The 20,248-nt window shown below is 63.1% G+C and carries 24 protein-coding genes; 15 read left to right on the forward strand and 9 right to left on the reverse strand.

The features are described from left to right. Window positions 1-68: 68 nt before the first annotated feature. Both trhO and AC2FLM_RS07645 read left to right on the forward strand, forming a co-directional pair. Window positions 69-974 carry an oxygen-dependent tRNA uridine(34) hydroxylase TrhO gene (trhO, locus tag AC2FLM_RS07640; protein ID WP_234139240.1) on the forward strand — a complete coding sequence of 302 codons (906 nt, stop codon included), beginning with the start codon at window positions 69-71 and terminating at the stop codon, window positions 972-974. Window positions 975-1,041: 67 nt separating this feature from the next. Beyond that, entirely contained in the window at window positions 1,042-1,548 is a 507-nt protein-coding gene (locus AC2FLM_RS07645) for a potassium channel family protein (RefSeq protein ID WP_234139239.1), read from the forward strand. A gap of 7 nt (window positions 1,549-1,555) precedes the next feature. On the opposite strand, the gene AC2FLM_RS07650 is transcribed toward AC2FLM_RS07645, so the two are convergent. The 6 genes from AC2FLM_RS07650 to AC2FLM_RS07675 form a co-directional block, all read right to left on the reverse strand. After that, window positions 1,556-2,632 (reverse strand): DUF1513 domain-containing protein, encoded by a 1,077-nt coding sequence (locus AC2FLM_RS07650; protein WP_496856987.1) that lies wholly within the window; start codon window positions 2,630-2,632, stop codon window positions 1,556-1,558. A 3-nt stretch (window positions 2,633-2,635) separates the two neighbouring features. After that, window positions 2,636-3,631 carry an imelysin family protein gene (locus AC2FLM_RS07655; protein WP_496856989.1) on the reverse strand — a complete coding sequence of 332 codons (996 nt, stop codon included), beginning with the start codon at window positions 3,629-3,631 and terminating at the stop codon, window positions 2,636-2,638. 1 nt (window position 3,632) lies between these two features. After that, window positions 3,633-5,045, reverse strand: coding sequence for a di-heme oxidoreductase family protein (locus tag AC2FLM_RS07660; RefSeq protein WP_496857247.1), 1,413 nt, complete (start codon window positions 5,043-5,045; stop codon window positions 3,633-3,635). An 80-nt stretch (window positions 5,046-5,125) separates the two neighbouring features. Continuing rightward, on the reverse strand, window positions 5,126-6,145 hold the full coding sequence (locus AC2FLM_RS07665) for a hypothetical protein (protein ID WP_496856991.1): 1,020 nt from the start codon (window positions 6,143-6,145) through the stop codon (window positions 5,126-5,128). Window positions 6,146-6,208: 63 nt separating this feature from the next. Next, window positions 6,209-7,471: an imelysin family protein gene (locus AC2FLM_RS07670; protein WP_496856993.1), complete on the reverse strand. Its 1,263-nt coding sequence runs from the start codon at window positions 7,469-7,471 to the stop codon at window positions 6,209-6,211. 113 nt (window positions 7,472-7,584) lie between these two features. Next, complete coding sequence (locus AC2FLM_RS07675) at window positions 7,585-7,914, reverse strand: hypothetical protein (protein ID WP_234139233.1); 330 nt, start codon at window positions 7,912-7,914, stop codon at window positions 7,585-7,587. Window positions 7,915-8,097: 183 nt separating this feature from the next. Here AC2FLM_RS07675 and betB point away from each other — a divergent pair, with 183 nt between their 5' ends. The 8 genes from betB to ptsN all read left to right on the forward strand — a co-directional run bounded on the left by betB (window position 8,098) and on the right by ptsN (window position 14,602). After that, on the forward strand, window positions 8,098-9,552 hold the full coding sequence (betB, locus tag AC2FLM_RS07680; protein WP_496856995.1) for a betaine-aldehyde dehydrogenase: 1,455 nt from the start codon (window positions 8,098-8,100) through the stop codon (window positions 9,550-9,552). 265 nt (window positions 9,553-9,817) lie between these two features. Beyond that, window positions 9,818-10,432, forward strand: coding sequence for a ribonuclease D (locus tag AC2FLM_RS07685; RefSeq protein WP_234165017.1), 615 nt, complete (start codon window positions 9,818-9,820; stop codon window positions 10,430-10,432). Next, entirely contained in the window at window positions 10,429-11,397 is a 969-nt protein-coding gene (locus AC2FLM_RS07690; RefSeq protein WP_496856997.1) for a KpsF/GutQ family sugar-phosphate isomerase, read from the forward strand. The genes AC2FLM_RS07685 and AC2FLM_RS07690 overlap by 4 nt, the downstream gene beginning before the upstream one ends. Before the next feature lie 3 nt (window positions 11,398-11,400). Further along, window positions 11,401-12,009: a hypothetical protein gene (locus tag AC2FLM_RS07695; RefSeq protein ID WP_496856999.1), complete on the forward strand. Its 609-nt coding sequence runs from the start codon at window positions 11,401-11,403 to the stop codon at window positions 12,007-12,009. Between the two features lie 3 nt (window positions 12,010-12,012). Continuing rightward, window positions 12,013-12,504 carry an LptA/OstA family protein gene (locus AC2FLM_RS07700; protein ID WP_234182276.1) on the forward strand — a complete coding sequence of 164 codons (492 nt, stop codon included), beginning with the start codon at window positions 12,013-12,015 and terminating at the stop codon, window positions 12,502-12,504. Beyond that, window positions 12,504-13,262 (forward strand): LPS export ABC transporter ATP-binding protein, encoded by a 759-nt coding sequence (lptB, locus tag AC2FLM_RS07705; protein WP_234145285.1) that lies wholly within the window; start codon window positions 12,504-12,506, stop codon window positions 13,260-13,262. The genes AC2FLM_RS07700 and lptB overlap by 1 nt, the downstream gene beginning before the upstream one ends. 248 nt (window positions 13,263-13,510) lie before the next feature. Next, complete coding sequence (hpf, locus tag AC2FLM_RS07710) at window positions 13,511-14,074, forward strand: ribosome hibernation-promoting factor, HPF/YfiA family (RefSeq protein ID WP_496857002.1); 564 nt, start codon at window positions 13,511-13,513, stop codon at window positions 14,072-14,074. A gap of 63 nt (window positions 14,075-14,137) precedes the next feature. After that, complete coding sequence (gene ptsN / locus AC2FLM_RS07715; protein ID WP_234145286.1) at window positions 14,138-14,602, forward strand: PTS IIA-like nitrogen regulatory protein PtsN; 465 nt, start codon at window positions 14,138-14,140, stop codon at window positions 14,600-14,602. Between the two features lie 68 nt (window positions 14,603-14,670). Here ptsN and dalA read toward each other — a convergent pair whose 3' ends face one another. After that, window positions 14,671-15,183 carry a divisome-associated lipoprotein DalA gene (gene dalA, locus AC2FLM_RS07720; protein WP_234220782.1) on the reverse strand — a complete coding sequence of 171 codons (513 nt, stop codon included), beginning with the start codon at window positions 15,181-15,183 and terminating at the stop codon, window positions 14,671-14,673. Window positions 15,184-15,349: 166 nt separating this feature from the next. On the opposite strand from dalA, the gene AC2FLM_RS07725 reads away from it, so the two are divergent. Both AC2FLM_RS07725 and AC2FLM_RS07730 read left to right on the forward strand, forming a co-directional pair. Continuing rightward, window positions 15,350-15,949, forward strand: coding sequence for a L,D-transpeptidase (locus AC2FLM_RS07725; RefSeq protein ID WP_234220783.1), 600 nt, complete (start codon window positions 15,350-15,352; stop codon window positions 15,947-15,949). 141 nt (window positions 15,950-16,090) lie between these two features. Then, window positions 16,091-16,276 carry a hypothetical protein gene (locus tag AC2FLM_RS07730; RefSeq protein ID WP_234139223.1) on the forward strand — a complete coding sequence of 62 codons (186 nt, stop codon included), beginning with the start codon at window positions 16,091-16,093 and terminating at the stop codon, window positions 16,274-16,276. A gap of 97 nt (window positions 16,277-16,373) precedes the next feature. Here AC2FLM_RS07730 and hemH read toward each other — a convergent pair whose 3' ends face one another. Both hemH and AC2FLM_RS07740 read right to left on the reverse strand, forming a co-directional pair. Beyond that, window positions 16,374-17,423 (reverse strand): ferrochelatase, encoded by a 1,050-nt coding sequence (gene hemH / locus AC2FLM_RS07735; RefSeq protein ID WP_234145289.1) that lies wholly within the window; start codon window positions 17,421-17,423, stop codon window positions 16,374-16,376. Between the two features lie 57 nt (window positions 17,424-17,480). Beyond that, on the reverse strand, window positions 17,481-18,314 hold the full coding sequence (locus tag AC2FLM_RS07740) for a class I SAM-dependent methyltransferase (protein WP_234220785.1): 834 nt from the start codon (window positions 18,312-18,314) through the stop codon (window positions 17,481-17,483). A gap of 16 nt (window positions 18,315-18,330) precedes the next feature. Here AC2FLM_RS07740 and AC2FLM_RS07745 point away from each other — a divergent pair, with 16 nt between their 5' ends. The 3 genes from AC2FLM_RS07745 to AC2FLM_RS07755 all read left to right on the forward strand — a co-directional run bounded on the left by AC2FLM_RS07745 (window position 18,331) and on the right by AC2FLM_RS07755 (window position 20,237). Then, window positions 18,331-19,059, forward strand: coding sequence for a double zinc ribbon domain-containing protein (locus AC2FLM_RS07745; protein ID WP_496857006.1), 729 nt, complete (start codon window positions 18,331-18,333; stop codon window positions 19,057-19,059). A 90-nt stretch (window positions 19,060-19,149) separates the two neighbouring features. Next, window positions 19,150-19,410 carry a glutaredoxin 3 gene (grxC, locus tag AC2FLM_RS07750; RefSeq protein ID WP_234139219.1) on the forward strand — a complete coding sequence of 87 codons (261 nt, stop codon included), beginning with the start codon at window positions 19,150-19,152 and terminating at the stop codon, window positions 19,408-19,410. After that, window positions 19,407-20,237, forward strand: coding sequence for a carbon-nitrogen hydrolase family protein (locus tag AC2FLM_RS07755; RefSeq protein ID WP_234145292.1), 831 nt, complete (start codon window positions 19,407-19,409; stop codon window positions 20,235-20,237). Before grxC ends, AC2FLM_RS07755 begins: the two co-directional genes overlap by 4 nt. The last annotated feature ends 11 nt before the right edge of the window (window positions 20,238-20,248 follow it).

Genomic DNA, 20,248 nt, shown 5'->3' on the forward strand with positions numbered 1-20,248 from the left:
CGAAAACGCATGTTTCACCCCTTGCCGCGCCTCTTGAAATCGGGCGCGGCGCGGCGTATGGCGCGGGCATGTACACGATCGCCGCACTCTACCACTTCACCCGGTTCGCCGACCCGGCCACCCTGAAACCCGCCCTGCTTGACCTGTGTCTGGCGCAGGGGGTCAAGGGCACGCTGCTGCTGGCCAAAGAGGGGATCAACGGCACCATCGCCGGACCGCGCGCCGGGATCGACGCGGTGCTGGCCCACATCCGCGCCTTGCCGGGTTGCTCTGATCTTGAGTGGAAAGAGGCGACCAGCGACCACCCGCCCTTTGGCAAGATGAAAGTGCGGCTGAAGCAAGAGATCGTCACCATGGGCCAGCCGGATGTCGACCCGCGCGCGCGCGTCGGCCACTATGTCGAGCCTGAGGATTGGAACGACCTGATCCGCTCGGAAGATGTGGTGCTGATCGACACCCGCAACGATTACGAGGTCGCCATCGGCACCTTCGAAGGCGCCATCGACCCGATGACCGAAAGCTTTCGCGACTTTCCCGCCTGGTGGGAAGCCAACAAGGAGCGGTTCCACAACAAGCGGGTGGCGATGTTCTGCACCGGCGGCATCCGCTGCGAGAAATCGACCAACTACCTGCTGGGTCAGGGGGTCGAGGATGTCTATCACCTCAAGGGCGGCATCCTGCGCTATCTCGAAGAGATACCCGCCGACAACAGCACCTGGCAGGGCGAATGTTTCGTCTTCGACAACCGGGTCTCGGTCGGGCATGGGCTGGTCGAGGGGCCGCACGAGCTGTGCCATGGCTGCCGCCGTCCGATCCTGCCCGAGGATCGCAATCGCCCGGAATACGAGCATGGGGTCAGCTGCCACCTGTGCATTGACGAGACCTCGGAGGCTGACAAGATGCGGTTCCGAGAGCGGCAGAAACAGATCGCCCTGGCCCGTGCGCGGGGCGAGGAGCATCTGGCCTCGCATTAAGCTTCTGAATGCTTGCTTGAACTCGGCCGGCAAGAGATGATCGAAGCCGGAAATCGAGGAACAGCACATGACCAAACCGCACTCCCTGACGCGCGAATGGCGCGGCACCATGATCGCCGCGGCCGGAATGGTCATCGTCAGCAGCTTGGCCTTCCGTATCCTGTCACAGGTAGACGAAGGGGTCGCGGGCGGGACCTTGGGTTCCATTTCCACGATCGTTCTGGCGGCATGGCTGCTGATGCAGCTTTGGACCTATGTCGTGCGGATCGGTCAGCCCAAGCATCAGGTCGTGCTGATGGGCATATCCTTCATCCAGTCCGTGCCTTTTCTCTATGCTGCCGTCTATGCGTCCTTCGGGTATTCGGACAATTGCATTATCGGAGCGCAGCGTCCCTCGGAACTGCTGTACTTCTCGTATGTCACGTTTACCACGGTCGGCTACGGCGATCTGCAACCAGTCGGGACGTGCCGCGGCCTGGCTGTAGCCGAGGCTGTGACCGGTTACATTCTGCTCGGCCTGTTTGTGTCGGCGGCGGTGGCTGTCGCCTCGCACGAAAGGAATTCCAAAGAATAGCGCGGCCTCATCCTCCGTTGACCGCCACCAGGTGATTGTCCCAGGCAATCGCGGAACGGCTGGCGACCTTTCCGCCGACGCGGGTGAAGACACCGCTGCCCGACGAGGCGACCAGCGCGCCGCCGGTCACGCCCAGCCCGCAGACATCGGTGATCGCGACCCCTCCGGTGATCCGGCCCGTCGCCACATCGCTCAGTTGCACCAGCCCGCCCCGGGGGGAGGAGACCGCGACGCGCCTGCCCCCGTCGTAGAAGATGACGCTGCCGCCATAGCCGTTCATGGCGCGCATCTCTGCCTCGGACCCTGTCACCGCAATCGGCGGAGCGCCGCGCCGGTGCAGACCCAGAACCGGGCGCAAATCGCTCGCCTCGCCCTGCCACTGCATTGCAATAGCCACCAGCCCATCGGCGCGCAGATCAAGGTGACGGATCGAGTTCATCCGGTGCTCGGGAGGCATATGGGCCACCTCCAGCACCTCGCCGGACAGCGAAAGATAACTCAGGTTGGGCTGCATCACCGGCAGGTTCAGCTTGACCCGGCCGGTGTCGGGATGGGTTTCCACCCCGCCATTGGCCACCACCAGAGACTTGCCGTCCGGCATCAGGCGGATGTCATGCGGGCCGACCCCGCCTGAACCAAACTCGCCGATCCGCCGATACCCTGCGCTGGCGTCCCACAGCCCGATCCGGCCCTGTCCGGCCTCGTAATCGTTTTCGGTAGTGAACAGAATCCGGCCCTCGGCATCAAAGGCGCCATGCCCATAGAAATGCCGCCCCTCGGGCGCGCTCAGCCGGGCGATTTCTGCCCCGGTCACACAGTTCAGCACCAGCGCGAACCGGCCCGGGCGGCGCGCAAAGGCCACCGCCTCGGCCCGCTCGGGATGGGCGGCGGCGGCATGGCCCCGGTCCGGGATCGGCAGGTGGAACAGCGGCCTGCCGCGCCTCTCCAGACCATAGAGGTTGTAAGCACCATCCTGAGCGCGCCCGGCGCTCAGGAAAGCGGGGGCGCCCGCATCGGCCCAACTGGCGCACGGGGTCAGACCCGCCGCCGCCAACCCGACCAGAAATCCACGTCGTGTGGTCATCGCTCAATCCCCGTCCAATGCGTTGAACCCGGCCGAAACCCCCAGTTCCGGCCCCAGCTCCTGCGCCACCAATTCACGGATCTCGTTGATCCGTTGTTGCAGCGCCTCGACCCGGACACGTCCGTCAGGTGTGGCGACACCAGCCAAGGCGGGATCGTCCAAGGCCGCCGCGCTGGCCAATGCACGGTCAAAGGTTACGCCAAGCCGCTCTTGCAGCCCGGCATCCCCCTCGGCCAGCATCAGGGCAAGCTGCTTCTGAGAGTTCAAAGCGGCGATCACCAGAGACAGGGAAAGACCTGCGCGCCAGGCCTCGGCCCGCTTTGGGCGCGGCTTGTCGAATGTCCCCATTGGCCGCCCCAGACGCAGATCGGCGGTGATCTGCAACCCGGTGCCCAGCGCCTTGAACAGCTCCTGCATCGCCTCGTCTTGGCTGCGATAGGGGCTTTCCGACCCCCCTGCGCGCATCAGCGCCGCATAGCGGTCACGCCAATCCGCCACCATGGCCTGTGCCAGCCCGGCACTGTCGCGCGCGATGGCGCGGATCAGGGCACAACGATAGGCGTCGCTGCCCGCCGGATCCTCGTCATCGAGCAGGAACTCCAGCGCATAGAGCCCGCGCGCAGCGACCGAGACCTGGGTAAACGTCTGTGCATCCTGCACCACCGGATCCTCTGCCGCGATCAGCCCGGCCAGCGCCTTGGGGGTCATACCCCGGCTGTCGGGCCAGAAGGCCAGCGCAAAGGCGCGGTTCTCTGCCTCGGTCGGGCCAAAGCGCAGATGACTGACCCCGGCCCAGGCGCGCAGCGCGCCGTTGAGCGCCGCGCGCAAATCAGGGTCGCGCTCGTCGCACCCGACCTCGGCAGCAGCGGCCAGCGACGCTGTCTCTTTCGCCAGCCGCGCGAACCCCGGTAACACATGAGAGTCAAGCACCCGACCGACCGGGTCGGCGGATGCCGTTGCGGCGACAAGGCATAGGATCAGGGCAACAAGCTGTTTCATCTCAAAGACTCTCCAGAAACCGGATCAGGGCGACGCGGTCCTCGGGCGTCAGGTCAATCACACGATCGCGCTGCGCCGCTGCTTCGCCCCCGTGCCAGAGCACCGCTTCAAGCAATGTGCGCGCCCGCCCGTCATGCAGGAAACGCGCCTCTCCGCTGACCTGTTCGGTCAGGCCGATCCCCCAGAGCGGTGCCGTGCGCCATTCGCGCCCGGTGGCCACGCCGTGCGGCAACCCGTCAGCCAACCCATCGCCCATGTCATGCAGCAACAGATCGGTATAGGGCCAGATCAGCTGAAAGCTTTGCTCGGGCCGATCGCTCAGCCGGGCAGTCACATGTTTGGGCACATGGCAGGCCGGGCAGCCGATGCTGTAGAACACCCGCTTGCCCCGCAACACGTCGGGGTCATCCACATCCCGCCGCGCCGGAACCGCAAGGTTGCGGCTGTAAAACGCAGTCAGCGCCAGCGCCGGGCCGTCGATCTCGGTCCCGCGCGGATCGCCATTGCCATGAGGAGCATTCCGGCATTCCACCTGCAACGCGGTGCAGTCGCCCCACGGCGCGGGCAGCAGTGGCGAGGAGATGCCGATATCCGTGGCAAAGGCCGCTGCCGTCTGGTCAAGGACCGTGACCGCGCCCGCCTTCCACCCGAACCGGCCCAGCGCCTCCTGCCCGGTCTCCAGATCAGCTACCCGGTTGGGTCGCCCCGATATGCCGTCGCCATCCCGGTCGTCCGCATCGGCATATGCCAATATCTCCGTCTCGGGGATCGCCTCGAGCAGGCCCAGCCCGATCATCTGAGGCGCCAGCCGGGCGCTAAGTGCGCTATCAGGGTGCAGCGCCCCCTGCATGGCGTCCAATCGATAATCGGGTCTGTGCAAGACCGCCACTTCGCCGCCATTCAGAGCCACCTCTGTCTCGGTATATGTCATCCTGACGCTTGCCTCGGGCCGCAGACCGGGAATGGCGCTGTTCTGTATCTGCAACCCGAAACGGGGGTCGGGCAGAACCCCGGCGGATGTCTCTCGTCCAACCCGCAGCACCAGCCCCGGTCCGCCCGTGGGCCGGCCGCGCCCGTCGCGGATATGGCAGGCCTGACAGCTGCGCGCGTTGTAAAGCGGCCCCAGCCCGTCCGACGCTTTGGTCGAGGCGGGAGAGGCCACCCAGAGCTTGTCGAACAGGGCCTGACCCAGGTGGAAATCAAGCTCCCGCTCGAAACTCATATTGGCCGAAGGGCGCGAGAACGCCTCGCGCCCGAGATCCCCAGAGACGGTAGCCGCCCCACCGGGCAACTGCTCGAACGGTTCCGCCGCTGTAAACCCGGTTGTCGGGGCGGTGACCGCCTCGATCCGCCTGCGTACGGATTCTGAACGGGTCTGGCCCTCGGCCACCGGAGCGAGCAAGGCAAGCGCCATCGCGAGCGGCAAGACAAGAGGACCCCGGCATCGGGAGGGGATCACCCGGCACATCTTGACGATATGAGGTCCTCTTCCACTCATACACCCAACGCGATCTCGAAGTTCACACCAAAGACATGATCCACTGCTCCTGCCTCTTCGATCCGTGCCAATGCAGCACCGACAAGGTAGCGTTCACCAAACTCGTATTCGGCGCCGACCGAGAAAAGTTCGGTCAGGCCGGTGCTGTCGATATCACGCCGGGCATAGGTGCCCGACAGGGTGACGTCGCCCAGCGTATAGGCAGCGTTGAGCGTGGCATAGGTGGCATCGTCGGCGGTGCCGCCATAGCCGCTGAAACTGGCCACTTCGGCAAACAGGTCGAGCGGCATGTTATGAAACGAATGAAATACACTGGCCACCACGCCGTTTTCGGATTTCACGTCACCAGCGCCCCGGCTGAGATGGCGCACACCCAGTCGCAGCTCGGTCTCGCCAAAGGATTTGATCCAGGTGAGCGCACCGTTATCGAGCCGCCCGGTATTGCCCGCGCCACCCGCTGCACTGGTGTTGCGACCCCGGCGGAACCCGGCAGACCGGCTGAGCGCGGTGTCATCGGCATAGAACAGACCCGCATGCAGCATTCCCGCGGATCCAAGATCAACGGCGACCAGAGCACCCAGCTGCTCGGTCAACTCATAGTCCTCGGCCAGATTGGCGGCAAAGAACCCCGCCGTCTGATCCCAGCCGATGCCGAAAACAGGCGAGACCTTGCCCAGTTGGAAGCTGGCCGCGCCGGTGTCAAACTGCACGCCCAGTTCTTTGATATAGAGACCCCAGTCGGTGAAATACCGGTCACCCGGAACCGGGTCATTCAGACTCTCCCCCGTCAGCGCGGCAAAGACGCTGATGGTGTCGTTGAACCGATAGGCGCCCGACAGGTCCAGCGTGCCGGTGGCGGCACCGAATTCATTGCCCGGCGTGTCCGATTTGAAAATGCGGGCATATTCCAGCTCCAGTGAGCCTTCCCAGGTGAAGCCAGGCGCCTCTTGCGCCTGCGTTGCTCCCGCAAAAAGCATGGCGACGCCGGTCAGCGCCGCAAGATGTTTGTAAGTCATGATGCTACTTTCTTGGATGAGCAGCTTGGCGGGCATGTGTCGCTTGCTGTGCTGAGGATGGGGTTAGTGAAACACAGCGCCGGGGTTATCGAGTGACTCCGAGCCTTCGAAGGCGATATCGTCGAGGCCCAGCACCGGGAACAGGCGCTGGAACGAACGGGCCTGTTCGATCAGCCCGTCGACGCCCGCCATGATCAGCGCCTCGCCCTCGGCATTGCCGCGCGCCAGCATCTGGTCATAGGCGAACCCGCCCTCGGCGGCGTTGCGGATGGCGCCCAGCGCCGCCATCGTGATGTCGAGCCTGTCCTTGACCTCGGCATCCAGCGCCGGGTCGGCATCGGCCACCAGATCGGACAGCGAGGCGCCCGAGATCACCGTGCCGTCAACACGGGTATAGCTGCCGAGATAGACGTTCCGGATACCCAGGCCATCGAAATAGTGACTGTTATGCGTGTTGTCCGAGAAACAGTCGTGCTCTTCTTCGGGATCGTTCAGCAACAGGCCCAGCCGCATGCGTTCACCCGCTTGCTCGCCATAGCTGAGACTGCCCATGCCGGTCAGCATCGCCACCAGGCCAGCAGTCTCGTCCGCCGTGACCGAGGTACGGGCGTCGCCGCCCGGCGCCCATTGCGCGGCCATCCATTCAAGGTCCGAGATCAGCAGATCGGTCGCCGCCTGAAGATAAGCTCCGCGCCGGTCACAATTGCTACCGGTGCAATCGGCACCGGGCGCGTAGTCGGTCCAGGGCCGGTTGCCAGCACCCGGGCCGGTGCCGTTCAGGTCCTGACCCCAGAGCAGGAATTCGATGGCGTGATACCCGGTGGCCACATTGGCCTCGACACCATCCGCCTCGTGCAGGGTGCCCGAGAGCAGTTCGGGCGTGATCTGGTGGGCGTCGATGGAGGTGCCGGACAGGTCGAACGCAGGCGTCGCGATCACGTTCAGCGCAGCATAGCCGTTTTCATCGGTCACGCCGGGGTAGGAGGCGTCGACATAGTCGATCAGACCCTCGTCCAGCGGCCAGGCATTCACCTTGCCCTCCCAATCGTCGACGATGGCATTTCCAAAGCGATAGACCTCGGTCTGCTGATAGGGGTCGCGGGCAGCAAGCCAGGCCTGTTTGGCGGCCTCCAGCGTCTGGGCCGACGCGTCGGCGATCAAAGCATCGACAGCGGCCTGCAGCGCGCGGGCGGTGGTCAGGCTGTCTTGATACTTAGCCTCGGCGATATCGGCATAAGTGGTCAGAACAGCAGAGCGGTCGGCCGCCCAAACAGGCGCGGAACACGAGAGAGCCAGCGCCATAGCGGCGAGCACGCGGGTTTTCATGGCGAATATCCTTGGGATGTTGTCAGGCGCGGCTGGATCCGGCCATACGGCCAATCTGGCTTTGCTTTTATCTGACTAAATCTGTCAGATAAGTCAACACCCCTGTCCGCCGGTCACTTGTTGCGGTCGATCCAGGCCGACATTGCCGCCTTGTCATGAAAGCATTCCGGCGGCACCGCACGGCGTTTGGCCCGCGCGATCCGCTCGGCATAGGCGACCTGCTTGCCCGACGGATACCTGTCAAACCGGGAGGTCTCGGGCGCGCGATGGGCCGAGATCCAGGCCGACAACATGCGCCGGTCGCGCTGCGCCTCAACCGGGATGTCGAGCGAGGTGCGAGCAGCGATTGAGCGCGCAAAGCGCAACTGCTTCTCGGTCACCGGCAGCAGGTGATAGTCGTTGCTGGGCCCCATCTGGGGCATGGCGTCGTAATGCTGAGTCATGGCATCCACCCTCCACGTTCCATGGAACCAACATAGAACATTTAGAGAACATTTTCAACTCTACCCATCTTTTCCACAGCTCCGTTCGTCTGAATCTTTTTTTATTGACTGGCCAATCAAACAACTCGTAGAAGATCCGCGACGACTCCCCAACATCTCCGGCACCGGCACAAAGGACGCATCATGAAGTTCCAGCCTCAAGCGAGCCATTTCATCAATGGCGCCTATGTCGAGGACACGGCGGGCGCCGTGATCGACGTGATCTATCCGGCCACCGGCGAAGTGATTGCCCGGCTGCATTCGGCCACGCCTGCGATCATCGATCAGGCGCTTGAGGCCGCGCGACAGGCGCAGGGGCAATGGGCTGCAATGACCGGAACCGAGCGTGGGCGCATCCTGCGCCGTGCCGCCGATATCATGCGGGACCGCAACCATGATCTGTCGGTGATCGAGACCCATGACACCGGCAAACCCATTCAGGAAACCACCGTGGCCGATGCCACCTCGGGCGCCGATGCGCTGGAGTATTTCGGTGGGCTGGCCGGCTCGCTGACCGGCGAGCATATCCCGCTGGGTGGCGGTGATTTCGCCTATACCATCCGAGAGCCGCTGGGCGTCTGCGTCGGTATCGGAGCCTGGAACTATCCCACCCAGATCGCCTGCTGGAAGGGTGCGCCCGCGCTGGCCTGCGGCAATACGATGGTTTTCAAGCCATCGGAAACCACCCCTCTTTCCGCCCTGAAGGTCGCCGAAATCCTGGTCGAAGCCGGGGCCCCCAAGGGTATTTATAACGTCGTGCAGGGCTATGGTGATGTCGGCGCGTCCCTGGTCACCGATCCGCGCGTGGCCAAGGTGTCGCTGACCGGTTCGGTCCCGACCGGGCGCCGGGTCTATGCCGCCGCCGCCGAAAGCATCAAACACGTGACGATGGAGCTGGGCGGCAAGTCGCCGCTGGTCGTGTTCGATGACGCCGATCTTGAAAACGCGGTCTCGGGCGCGATTCTGGGCAACTTCTATTCCTCGGGCCAGGTCTGCTCGAACGGGACCCGCGTCTTTGTGCAGAAAGGCATCAAGGAGGCGTTCCTGTCCCGCCTGTCCGAGCGTCTGGCAACCGCGGTGATCGGCGACCCGATGGACCCGGCCACCAATTTCGGCCCCATGGTCAGCGAGGCCCAGATGAACATCGTCCTGGGATATGTCGAAAAGGGCAAAGCCGAGGGCGCGCGACTGGTTCATGGCGGCACCCGGCTGGCGCGCGATGGGTTCTACATTGAACCCGCGGTGTTTGCCGATGTGACCGATGACATGACCATCGCGCGCGAAGAGGTCTTTGGCCCGGTCATGTCGGTGCTCGACTTCGACACCGAAGAAGAGGTGCTGGCGCGCGCCAATGCCACCGAATTCGGCCTCGCCGCCGGTGTCTTTACCCGTGACATCACCCGTGCGCACCGGATGGTGGCCGGGTTCGAGGCCGGCACCTGCTATATCAACACCTATAATCTGGCCCCGGTCGAGGCGCCCTTTGGCGGTTCGAAACAGTCGGGCGTGGGGCGCGAAAACTCGAAACTGGCGATCAACCATTTCTCGGAAATGAAGACGGTGTTTGTCTCGATGAACGATCTCCAGGCGCCATATTGAACGCGGCCAGCGCACACCCTTTCCCTGCCCTCAGCGCAAGCCGCGAGGGCAGGAGCCTCCGGCGGGAGTATTTATGACCAGAAAGAAGCCCAAGCGCTGGTGCTTCTTTCTGGTAATAAATACTCATTCCCCACGCGCGGCATGTGGTCCGCCGCAAGAAATGTCCGACCAACAAGACCTTGGAAGCGACCTGACCCGCACCCACAGTTGAGTTCGGCGCCCAAAGCGCCTATTTCGGGGCCGGTACGGTGCAAAGGACATTTCCGTGGTAAATCACCTCTACAAGAACGACCTGCCCGACGGGCTGGATCTGGGCCCCGTGGTGGCCATCGACTGCGAGACCATGGGGCTGAACCCCCATCGCGACCGTCTCTGTGTGATCCAGATGTCGGGCGGCGACGGAAACGCCCATATCGTGCAGGTGGAGAAGGGCCAGACCGCCGCGCCCAACCTGTGCGCGATGCTCGAAAACCCCGATGTGCTGAAGCTCTTTCATTTCGGCCGTTTCGACATTGCCGCGCTCTATCACGCGTTTGGTGCCCTGACCGCGCCTGTCTATTGCACCAAGATCGCCAGCCGCCTTGTGCGTACATATACCGACCGGCATGGCCTCAAGAACCTGTGCCAGGAACTGCTCGGGGTCGATATCTCGAAACAGCAGCAGATGAGCGACTGGGGCGCCGAGACGCTGACCGAGGCGCAGCTGGATTATGCCGCCTCCGATGTCCTCTATCTGCACCGCCTGCGCGAGGCGCTGGATGGCCGGCTGGCACGCGAAGGCCGCGCCGATCTGGCGCAATCCTGCTTTGATTTCCTGCCCACGCGGGCGCGGCTTGATCTTGTGGGCTGGCCCGAAACCGATATCTTTGCCCACTCATGACCGACCGCAGTTCTTTCATCGATACCGCGCGCCAGGTGGTGCTGGACGAGGCCCGGGCGCTTGACGCGCTGTCCGAGAGCCTGGGCGACGGTTTCGCCGAGGCGGTGGAGCTGATCCTGCGCACCAAGGGGCGCGTGATCGTCTCGGGCATCGGCAAGTCGGGCCATATCGGCCACAAGATCGCGGCGACGCTGGCCAGCACCGGCACGCCCGCCTATTTCGTGCACCCGGCCGAGGCCAGCCATGGCGATCTGGGAATGCTCTCCGGGGATGACGTGGTGCTGGCCATCTCGAACTCGGGCGAGGCGCCCGAACTGGCCAACCTGCTGGCCTTTACCCGCCGCTTCGGCATCCCGCTGATCGGGCTGTCGAGCAAGTCTGAGAGCTCGCTGATGCAGCAGGCCGATGTACATCTGCTGATCCCGGCGCTGGGCGAGGCCTGCGGGTTCGGCATGGTGCCGTCGATCTCGACCACACTGACGCTGGCCATGGGCGACGCGCTGGCCATTGCGCTGATGAAATATCGCGATTTCCGGCCCGAGAATTTCCGTGTCTTCCACCCCGGCGGCAAGCTGGGCGCGCGGTTGAGTCGGGTTTCGGACCTGATGCACGGCGGCGAGGCGGTGCCGCTGATCGCCGCCGACACCCCGATGAGCGAGGCGCTGCTGGAGATCAGCCGCAAGGGATTTGGCGTGGTCGGGGTCACCGATGATGCCGGTCATCTGACCGGTATCGTCACCGATGGCGACCTTCGCCGCCACATGTCCGGCCTGCTGGACAAGACCGCCGCACAGGTGATGACCGCTAACCCGACCACCATTGCCCCCGACTCGCTGGCCGAGGAAGCGGTGGCGATCATGAACGCGCGCAAGATCACCTCGCTTTTCGTGGTCGATCCGGCCGAGCCGGGCGTCGCGCGCGGCCTTCTGCATATCCACGACTGTCTGCGCGTCGGACTGGGCTAGGCGATGGCTGTCGACAGCTATTCCCGGGTTGTCCAATACCTAAAGGTGCTGTTGCCGCTTACGGCACTCGGCCTGCTGTCCGCCGTGTTCCTGCTTTCCTCGCGCGGCACAGATAACGTTAGCCCGATCCCCTTTGCCGAGGATGAGATTGCCGACCGAACCCGCGGCCAGCAGGTCACAGGCCCGTTCTTTTCAGCGGTCACCCCGAAGGGCGAACAGATCCAGGTTCAGGCAACGCTGGCCCGACCCGGTGGCGATAACGCGCCCGCCGAAGCCACCGACCTTGTCGCTGAACTGCTCTTGCTGGGGGGAAGGCGGATCCGGCTGACCTCTGATTTGGGCACCGTGCAAATGGACAAGGATCTGGCGATCTTTACCGGAAACGTGGTGATCACCACCTCGGATGGGCTGACGGTGACCACTGAACAGCTCAATGCAGGGTTGAGCGGAATATCCGGTGAAACCCCCGGCAGCGTGCGCGGAACGGGACCTATCGGAGAGTTTACAGCAGGTTCTATGCAAATGGGGGCTGAAAACGAGGGTGGCCCTGTCCATATTCGTTTCAAGAATGGCGTGAAACTGCTATATGACCCGAAAGCTGCGGAAAGATAACGTGTGATCGAAATTCGTGCATTGATCCTGGGCCTCGTCCTGGCCCTGGGTGCCGTTGCGGCGCAGGCCGAGGGCACAAAGGTTGCTTTTGGGGCCGTCAAGGCCGACCCGACGCTGCCGGTCGAAGTGACCGCCGACACCCTTGATGTAAGCCAGGAGGACGGCTCGGCCGAGTTTCAGGGCAATGTGATGGTCTCGCAGGGCGAGATGCGGCTGTCGGCCAAACGGGTGCTGGTGATCTACAATCAGCAGGCCTCGGGGATCGAGCGGCTGGAGGCCACGGGCGACGTTGTGCTGGTCAGCGGCCCCGACGCCGCCCAGGCCCAGCGCGCCGATTACACCATCGGTACCGGTGTCATCGTGATGACGGGTGATGTCCTGCTGACCCAGGGCAAGAATGCGCTGAGTTCAGGAAAGATGACGGTCAACCTCATCTCGGGAACCGCCCAGATGGTCGGCCGCGTGAAAACCATCCTCAACTCGGACGGTGACTGATGAACAAACCACAGTTGACCGTGACAGAGGGTTCCTCGGGTCTCAGAATCGAGAAGCTGCGCAAATCCTATCGCAAGAAGACCGTGATCCGCGACGTCACGATGACCCTTGGCCGATCCGAGGTGGTGGCGCTGCTTGGACCGAACGGGTCGGGCAAGACGACCACGTTCTATTCTGTCGCCGGGCTGGTTTTTCCCGAGGCCGGAAAGGTCATCATTGATGGCCAGAATGTCACCACCCTGCCGATGTATCGCCGCGCGCGGATGGGGATCGGCTATCTGCCGCAGGAAATGTCGATCTTTCGCGGGCTCAGCGTCGAGGACAACATCCTGTCGGTGCTCGACATTACCCAGAAACACGCACACAAGCGGCGGGAACGGCTGGAAGAACTGTTGTCGGACTTCTCGATCGAGCACCTGCGCCGCGCCCCTGCGCTGGCGCTGTCGGGCGGCGAACGTCGCCGGGTCGAGATTGCCCGCTGTCTGGCCGCCGATCCGAAATACCTGCTGCTGGACGAGCCCTTTGCCGGGGTCGATCCGATTAGCGTGGGTGATATCCGGCATCTGGTCTCTGACCTCAAGAATCGAGGCATCGGCGTGTTGATCACTGACCACAATGTCCGCGAAACGCTCGAAATCGTCGACCGCGCCTATATCCTGCATGATGGGCAGGTGCTGATGTCGGGCAGCCCCGAGGAAGTGGTCGAGAACGAAAATGTCCGCCGCGTCTATCTGGGCGAGAATTTCCGCATCTCCTGATCCCGTGCAAAGCCCCGCCGACCGGTGGAAATCATGTCGCGCCCGTGCGGTTGCCATTGACAGCGGGCGCGTCTCTTGCCTCAATTGACCCATGGCAAAGCACCGGATCGAAGCTGTTTCTGGTCACCCCTTCGGAGAAGGGAACAAACAGCCACAACCCGGCGCCGCGTCAATTCCCGTCACCCGAAAATAACAGGCAAGCCGCATTTCGCGGCGTCAATAAGGGTGAAATTTGTGAAGGAGATCACATGCGTTATCAAATCAGCGGAAAACAGATCGACATTGGTGCGGCCTTGCAAAGCCACGTTCAGACCGAACTGGGTGAGGTGGTGTCGAAATATGCGCAGCGTCCCACCGACGCTCATGTCGTGTTTTCCCGTTCGGCGCATGAATATGTATGCGAAGCCACCGTTCATCTGTCGACCGGCCTGACCGCCCAGGCCAAGGCCCACGCAACCGAGATCTATGCAGCGTTCGACAGCTGTTGCGAGAAGATGGACAAGCAGCTGCGCCGCTACAAGCGACGACTGAAGGACCACCACAAGGATCGGGCCGAGCCGGTTGAACTCTTCGGAGCCTCGTCCTATATCCTCGCCTCGGAAGAAGCGGACGCGCAAAGCGAGCCCGACTCGCTGCAGCCGATGATCGTCGCCGAAATGGAGACCAAGATTCCATCGCTGTCAGTTGGCGAGGCCGTGATGCAGATGGAACTGGCTGGTGCCCCGGTGCTGGTGTTTCGGAATGAAAGCAAGGACGGGTTGAACGTCGTGTACCGCCGCGAAGACGGCAACATCGGCTGGATCGATCCGTAATAGGCAAGACACGAACTGCGCGCGCCCGGCACCGCCGGTGGCGCGCGCGAGGAGCAAGACCTTATGGAGCTTTCGAGCATCCTCAAGCCCAACGCGGTCCGCGTCATCGGCGCCGCGTCGAGCAAGAAGAGATTATTTCAGGAAATCACGGACTTGGCCGAAGTGAGCCTAAAGCTGGACGCTCAGGAAATGCTTGAGGCTCTGCTCGAGCGCGAGAGTCTGGGGCCAACCGGTGTAGGTCACGGCGTCGCGCTGCCTCATGCCCGGCTCAAAGGCCTGGAACAGGTGGCGGGCGTCTTCGTCCTGCTGGAGAAACCGCTCGATTTCGGTGCCGTCGACCGCCAGCCGGTCGACCTGGCCTTTGCGCTTTTTGCACCCGAGGACGCCGGTGTCGAGCACCTCAAGGCTTTGGCGTTGGTCTCACGCACCCTGCGCGAGCAGTCGGTCTGCACCAAGCTTCGGGCCAACCCGGATCCGACCAAACTCTATGCCATCCTGACCGAATCACATCCGCTTCAGGCGGCGTGACTGACGTGTTCGGCACGAAAGAAGGGCCCCCTCGGGGGCCCTTTTTGCTTGCGACGTCACGTCAGGGATCAGGAGCCCATTTCCAGGGCCCACCAGATCTTGCCGTTGTTTTCCTGGAACCATGCAAATCCCATCATGGTTGCTTTGGGGTCCAGGATGACGGAGCGCGGGCCGGGTTCTTCCATCCAGGCCGCCAGCGTCTCGACCTCGGTTTCATACGTCTCCGAAATCGCCTCGCCCAAGAAGACGCCGGGATAGCCCGCACGGCGGGCGCGGTCGATCGGTGACGACCCGTCGGACCCGAAATGCCACGGTCGATTCTGCACCGACATGTCGCGCGCATGGGTCGCTGCGGCCGCGTTCAGTTCGGGATTGAGCTGCACCGGCAGCAGACCCGATGCTTGCCGAAGCGCATTGACCGAATCGAGCATCCTGAACTGCAATTTCGAGGCATCGCCGCGAATCCGGTAGACCTTGGGCAGCGGTTTGCCGTCCGAGCCAAGCTGCGTCGGCCCCCCGGTATCGGTACAGGCGGCCAGCGCCAGAAAAAAAGCAAGAAGAATGGAAATCAGTCGCGTCATGGTCACACCGCATCCTATTGTCGGCCTCTCAGATAACCTTTGACCGGTTGCGATGCAAATCCTGCCTCTATCGCGGGCGACTATGGGTACGGTTTGATTTGCGACTGCGTCCCTAAGGCCATATTATGCACACTATCCTGTGAATTTCTGCGTAAAGGTCCTTTTGATGGTCAAGAAACCCACCTCACTTTCGACCCGGCGTAGCTTCATTGTCGGTGCCGCCTCGGTGCTCGGCACGCCCGCGCTGGCACAGTTCACTACCGAAGACCCGCTGCGCCCCGCGCCCGAGCCCGAGCCACCGGTCCGCCGGAATATCTCCAGCTTCCGCGCGCTTGACTGGCAACCCTATTTCTCGAACACCCGTAACGGTGCCATTCTGGTCGATACCGTGTCGCGCGCGCTTCATTACTGGTCCGAGGATCAGAGTGTCTATCGGCTGTTCCCATCGTCGGTTCCGCTGACCGATGAACTGACCCGCCGTGGCCGCACCAGCGTGATTCGCAAGGTTGTCGGTCCAAGCTGGGCCCCGACCCCGTCGATGAAGAAGCGCAACCCGGAATGGCCCGATTACATCCCGCCGGGACCTGACAACCCGCTGGGCACCCATGCGCTCTACCTCAGCTGGAAATACTATCGCATTCATGGAACCCATGACACGCGCAAGATCGGCCGCAGATCATCCAATGGCTGCATCGGTCTTTACAACGAGCATATCGCCCAGCTGTTCGATCTGACCAAAGTTGGCACGCAGGTGTTGCTAATTTGACGACATTTCGGCAGGCAAAGCAGCTTGTTGCTCAACAACCGTTTGCATTCCAACCGCATAGCTGATTAGAAAAAACTCACGAGGTAAGTCTTGGGTGCGTGGTTCAAAAATTGATGAATCGCGCAAATTCTGGAGGTTAACATGAAGAAACTCGTTCTCGCCGCTGCTCTGTCCGCTGCCGCATCGACCGCTTTCGCTGGCAACCTGGCCGAGCCGGTTGTCGAAGCACCGGTCATCGTCGAAGAGACCCAGAGCTCGTCGAGCGGCATCCTGCTGCCCCTGATCCTGCTGGTTCTGGTCGGCGCCGCTGTTGCAGCCAACAACTAATAGATTGGCCTAGCGCCAGTTGTAAGAAAGGCGGTGGTCCCCACCGCCTTTTTTATTGCCTGCTCAACATGTTGCCCCGCAGGGCACGGCTTGGCTGTCAGTCCAGCCACCCGCCCAGATTGCTTTCCACCACCTTGGCCAGCGCCGCGATATGGGCATCCTCGTCGTTGAGACAAGGGATATAGGTAAAGCTCTCGCCGCCCGCGTGCTCAAAGCTCTCGCGAATCTCTTCGTTGATCTCTTCCAGTGTCTCGATGCAATCGGAAGAAAAGGCCGGTGCGACCACGGCGATGTTGCGCTTACCCTGCCGCGCCAGTTCTGCCACGTGGTCGACCGTATAGGGTTTCAACCATTCCTCGGGGCCGAATCGCGACTGAAAGGTCGAGATAACCTCGCTCTTGTCCCAGCCCAGGCGCTCGCGCAGCAGCCGCGTGGTTTTTACACACTGGCAATGATACGGGTCGCCCTGCATCAGATAGCGCTCGGGCATGCCGTGATACGAGCAGACCAGAACGTCGGGCCGACTGTCCATCGCCGCATAGGCGCGCTCGATCGATTGTGCCAGCGCGTCGATATAGATCGGTTCGTCGAAATAGGCCGGCACGGTGCGCGCGGCGGGTTGCCAGGCCTCGTCCATCAGCGCGCGAAAGAACTGGTCGTTGGCCGTCGCGGTCGTGGCCCCGGCATATTGCGGATAGAGCGGAAAGAACAGGATACGGTCGCAGCCCTCGGCCACCATCTGGCGCACCTTGGACTTGGTCGAGGGATTGCCGTAGCGCATGCAGAAATCCACCAGAACCCGGTCGCCATAGCGCTCGGCCAGTGCCGCGCGCAGCTTGGCGGTCTGGTCCTTGGTGATCGTCATCAGCGGGCTTTCGCCCTTGTCGTGATTCCAGATGGATTTATAGGCCGCGCCCGAACTGAACGGCCGCTTGGTCAGGATGATCCCCTGCAGGATCGGCTGCCATTTCCAGGCCGGATAATCGATCACCCGCTTGTCCGACAGAAACTCGTTCAGATAGCGGCGCATCGGCCAATAGGAATAGTCGTCGGGCGTGCCGAGATTGGCCAGCAACACGCCAACGCGGCCCATTTTCACCTTGGGGTGGTCAGCGGGCGCATGGGCGGGGCGGGTGGCGTCGAACATATCTGGCTTCCTGAATTTCTACGGGTTTGCACTGAGATAACGGGAAATCCCCTGCCGTCAATCGGGCAAGGTCGTTTCCGATGTACCCAGAGCTGCCGCCAGCCGGGCGCTGGCCGATCCCGGACGCAGCGGTTTGGGCTGGCTTTCATCCGGCGCCCAACCTGTCAGACAGATCAGCTCGAACGTGGCGGGCAGGCGGTTTTCAGACGTGGCGAAATGGGCGGAATATATGTCCTCTGCCCGCGTGAACACCGCACGCCGGGTCGGGTGACGCAGACGCGCGGACAGGGCATTGGCCTCTCCCATCTCGCGCAGATCGCGCATCAGATGGGGCAGGTCGCGGTATTCGGCGGTGAGCGTCAAGCTGTCGGCTACCGGCAGCGCCAGCCCGGCCCGCTGGAGCAACGCGCCCAGATCGCGAATCTCGGCCATCGGAGCCACCCGCGGACTGATGCCGCCGGTGATCAGGGTTTCAGCCTCGGCAAGCGATGCGCGCAGTTGATGCAGGGTCTGGCCGCCAAAGCAGACCGCCAGCAACAGCCCGTCGGGCCGCAACGCGCGGCGGCACTGGATCAATTGCCCCACCGGATCGTTGGCCCAATGCAACGCCATCGCATGCACCACCAGATCGCAGCTTTGCGGAGCCAGATCGAGCACCTCGCCCTCTGCCACGATCCGGGCCGTCGGAAAGTGCTCGGCCCAAAGCGCCGGCGCCGAGGTGACAACCGCCATATCCGTAAAGGACCTGTTAACCAAAGACAGGCGATCCTGAACCTCGTCCAGCGCGGCGTGGTGCAGGAAAAGCGCCGTGTCCCGCATCCGGGCACGGCGCGCGGCCAATGCGGCGCGATCGACCAGCGCGGGGGGCAGTGAGGAACCGGGTGTCGTCATGAGGCGCAGTTAACCCATGTGGCAAAAGATTCAAACCGCGATCGAAACGGTCTATCCGCCGCGCTGCCTGGGTTGCGGCGATCTGGTAACATCCGATTTCGGCCTGTGCGGCAAATGCTGGCGCGACACGCCCTTTATCGACGGCACCGTCTGCGACAGTTGCGGCGTCCCCCTGCCCGGCGCCCGCGACGGACACCGGATCGAATGTGACGACTGCATGACACACCCCCGCCCCTGGTCGGATGGGCGCGCGGCGCTTCTCTATACCGGGCGGGCCCGGCGTATGGTGCTGGCCCTGAAACATGGCGACCGGCCCGAACTGGCCCGACCCGGCGGCCTGTGGATGGCCCGCTCGGCAGCGCCCCTGCTACGCCCCAACATGCTGATCGCACCGGTCCCACTGCACTGGTCGCGCTTGCTGCGCCGCCGCTATAACCAGTCCGCCCTGCTGGCGCAGAGCGTCGGACGCCAGACCGGCCTGCCGGTCTGTCCCGACCTGCTGGTTCGCGAGCGCGCCACACCGATGCTTGAAGGGATGAGCACCACCCAGAGGGCCGAAACTCTTGCAAACGCTATCTCGGTCCATCCGCGACGGCGCCACCGGCTGACGGCGCGCAAGCTGTTGTTGATCGACGATGTGATGACCTCGGGAGCCACTTTGTCGGCAGCGACACGGGCCTGCCTCAACGCGGGCGCCGATCAAGTTTTCGTTTTGGTACTGGCGCGGGTCACCCGCGAGGCATAGCTGCGCAATCACCAGACCCGCGTCTGTCAAAAACCGGTCTCCACTTTCGCCGGAAATGATCTAGATTGGCGCGAAATGAAGGATACCCGGATGAAACCCGTCGAAATCTATACCTCGCCGCTTTGCGGTTACTGCCACGCGGCCAAAAGGCTGCTGGATCAGAAAGGCATTGCCTTTACCGAAATCAACGTGCTGACCAACCCCAAGCGCAAACCCGAGATGATCCAGCGCGCGGGCGGGCGCCGTACGGTGCCGCAAATCTTTATCGGCGGTCAGCACGTGGGTGGCTGCGACGATCTCTATGCACTGGAACAGGACGGCAAACTCGATCCGCTGCTGGCCTCCGGATGAAAACCGCGCTGCTGCAACTCACCTCGTCGGATGACCCGGCGGCCAATCTGGACATGGTTCGGGGCATGGTCGCCGAGGCCGCCGCGCGGGGCGCCCGCTGGGTGCTGACACCAGAGGTGACCAATTGCGTCTCGAACAGCACCACACGCCAGCGCGAGGTGTTGCAGCACGAAGAGGACGACATCACCCTGGCCGGGCTCCGGGAACAGGCGGCCGAGTTGGGCATCTGGCTGCTGATCGGCTCGCTCGGGCTCAAGACGCATGACGCCGACGGGCGATTCGCCAACCGGTCATTCATGATCGGGCCGGATGGGGGGATCGTGGCCCGCTATGACAAGATCCACATGTTCGACGTGCAGGTGACCGAGACCGAGACCTTTCGCGAATCGGCCAATTACCGACCCGGTGACCGGGCCGTGCTGGCCCCGACCGAATTCGGCACCGTGGGGATGACGATCTGTTATGACCTGCGGTTTCCGCATCTGCACGCGGCGCTCGCACAGGCAGGGGCGACCATCCTGACCGTTCCGGCAGCCTTTTCGCCGGTTACAGGCGCCGCGCATTGGGAATCGCTGCTCAGGGCACGGGCGATCGAAACCGGATGCTGGGTCCTTGCCCCGGCCCAGACCGGCACCCATCCGCACAACCGCGGCAAACCACGCCGCACCCATGGTCACAGCCTTGTCGTTGCTCCCTGGGGCGAGGTGCGGATCGACGCAGGCACCGAACCGGGCATTCACATCTTCGATCTGGATGATACATCTGTTACAGACGCGCGACGCAGAGTCCCAAGTTTGACTCACAGACGCGCTTTCGAAGGACCCTGACCCAGCGGCGA

It is taken from the genome of Ruegeria sp. SAZD011, from assembly GCF_059612545.1.

Excerpts from the sequence above, each read along its gene's own strand:
- AC2FLM_RS07645 (WP_234139239.1), top strand. The coding sequence starts at position 1,042 with ATGACCAAACCGCACTCCCTGACGCGCGAATGGCGCGGCACCATGATC.
- AC2FLM_RS07670 (WP_496856993.1), bottom strand. The coding sequence starts at position 7,471 with ATGAAAACCCGCGTGCTCGCCGCTATGGCGCTGGCTCTCTCGTGTTCC.
- AC2FLM_RS07725 (WP_234220783.1), top strand. The coding sequence starts at position 15,350 with ATGGTCAAGAAACCCACCTCACTTTCGACCCGGCGTAGCTTCATTGTC.
- AC2FLM_RS07655 (WP_496856989.1), bottom strand. The coding sequence starts at position 3,631 with ATGAAACAGCTTGTTGCCCTGATCCTATGCCTTGTCGCCGCAACGGCA.
- ptsN (WP_234145286.1), top strand. The coding sequence starts at position 14,138 with ATGGAGCTTTCGAGCATCCTCAAGCCCAACGCGGTCCGCGTCATCGGC.
- AC2FLM_RS07675 (WP_234139233.1), bottom strand. The coding sequence starts at position 7,914 with ATGACTCAGCATTACGACGCCATGCCCCAGATGGGGCCCAGCAACGAC.
- grxC (WP_234139219.1), top strand. The coding sequence starts at position 19,150 with ATGAAACCCGTCGAAATCTATACCTCGCCGCTTTGCGGTTACTGCCAC.
- AC2FLM_RS07650 (WP_496856987.1), bottom strand. The coding sequence starts at position 2,632 with ATGACCACACGACGTGGATTTCTGGTCGGGTTGGCGGCGGCGGGTCTG.
- trhO (WP_234139240.1), top strand. The coding sequence starts at position 69 with ATGTACACGATCGCCGCACTCTACCACTTCACCCGGTTCGCCGACCCG.
- AC2FLM_RS07690 (WP_496856997.1), top strand. The coding sequence starts at position 10,429 with ATGACCGACCGCAGTTCTTTCATCGATACCGCGCGCCAGGTGGTGCTG.
- betB (WP_496856995.1), top strand. The coding sequence starts at position 8,098 with ATGAAGTTCCAGCCTCAAGCGAGCCATTTCATCAATGGCGCCTATGTC.
- hemH (WP_234145289.1), bottom strand. The coding sequence starts at position 17,423 with ATGTTCGACGCCACCCGCCCCGCCCATGCGCCCGCTGACCACCCCAAG.
- AC2FLM_RS07740 (WP_234220785.1), bottom strand. The coding sequence starts at position 18,314 with ATGACGACACCCGGTTCCTCACTGCCCCCCGCGCTGGTCGATCGCGCC.
- AC2FLM_RS07665 (WP_496856991.1), bottom strand. The coding sequence starts at position 6,145 with ATGACTTACAAACATCTTGCGGCGCTGACCGGCGTCGCCATGCTTTTT.
- dalA (WP_234220782.1), bottom strand. The coding sequence starts at position 15,183 with ATGACGCGACTGATTTCCATTCTTCTTGCTTTTTTTCTGGCGCTGGCC.
- AC2FLM_RS07745 (WP_496857006.1), top strand. The coding sequence starts at position 18,331 with ATGTGGCAAAAGATTCAAACCGCGATCGAAACGGTCTATCCGCCGCGC.
- AC2FLM_RS07730 (WP_234139223.1), top strand. The coding sequence starts at position 16,091 with ATGAAGAAACTCGTTCTCGCCGCTGCTCTGTCCGCTGCCGCATCGACC.
- AC2FLM_RS07660 (WP_496857247.1), bottom strand. The coding sequence starts at position 5,045 with ATGGCGCTTGCCTTGCTCGCTCCGGTGGCCGAGGGCCAGACCCGTTCA.
- AC2FLM_RS07755 (WP_234145292.1), top strand. The coding sequence starts at position 19,407 with ATGAAAACCGCGCTGCTGCAACTCACCTCGTCGGATGACCCGGCGGCC.
- lptB (WP_234145285.1), top strand. The coding sequence starts at position 12,504 with ATGAACAAACCACAGTTGACCGTGACAGAGGGTTCCTCGGGTCTCAGA.
- hpf (WP_496857002.1), top strand. The coding sequence starts at position 13,511 with ATGCGTTATCAAATCAGCGGAAAACAGATCGACATTGGTGCGGCCTTG.
- AC2FLM_RS07695 (WP_496856999.1), top strand. The coding sequence starts at position 11,401 with ATGGCTGTCGACAGCTATTCCCGGGTTGTCCAATACCTAAAGGTGCTG.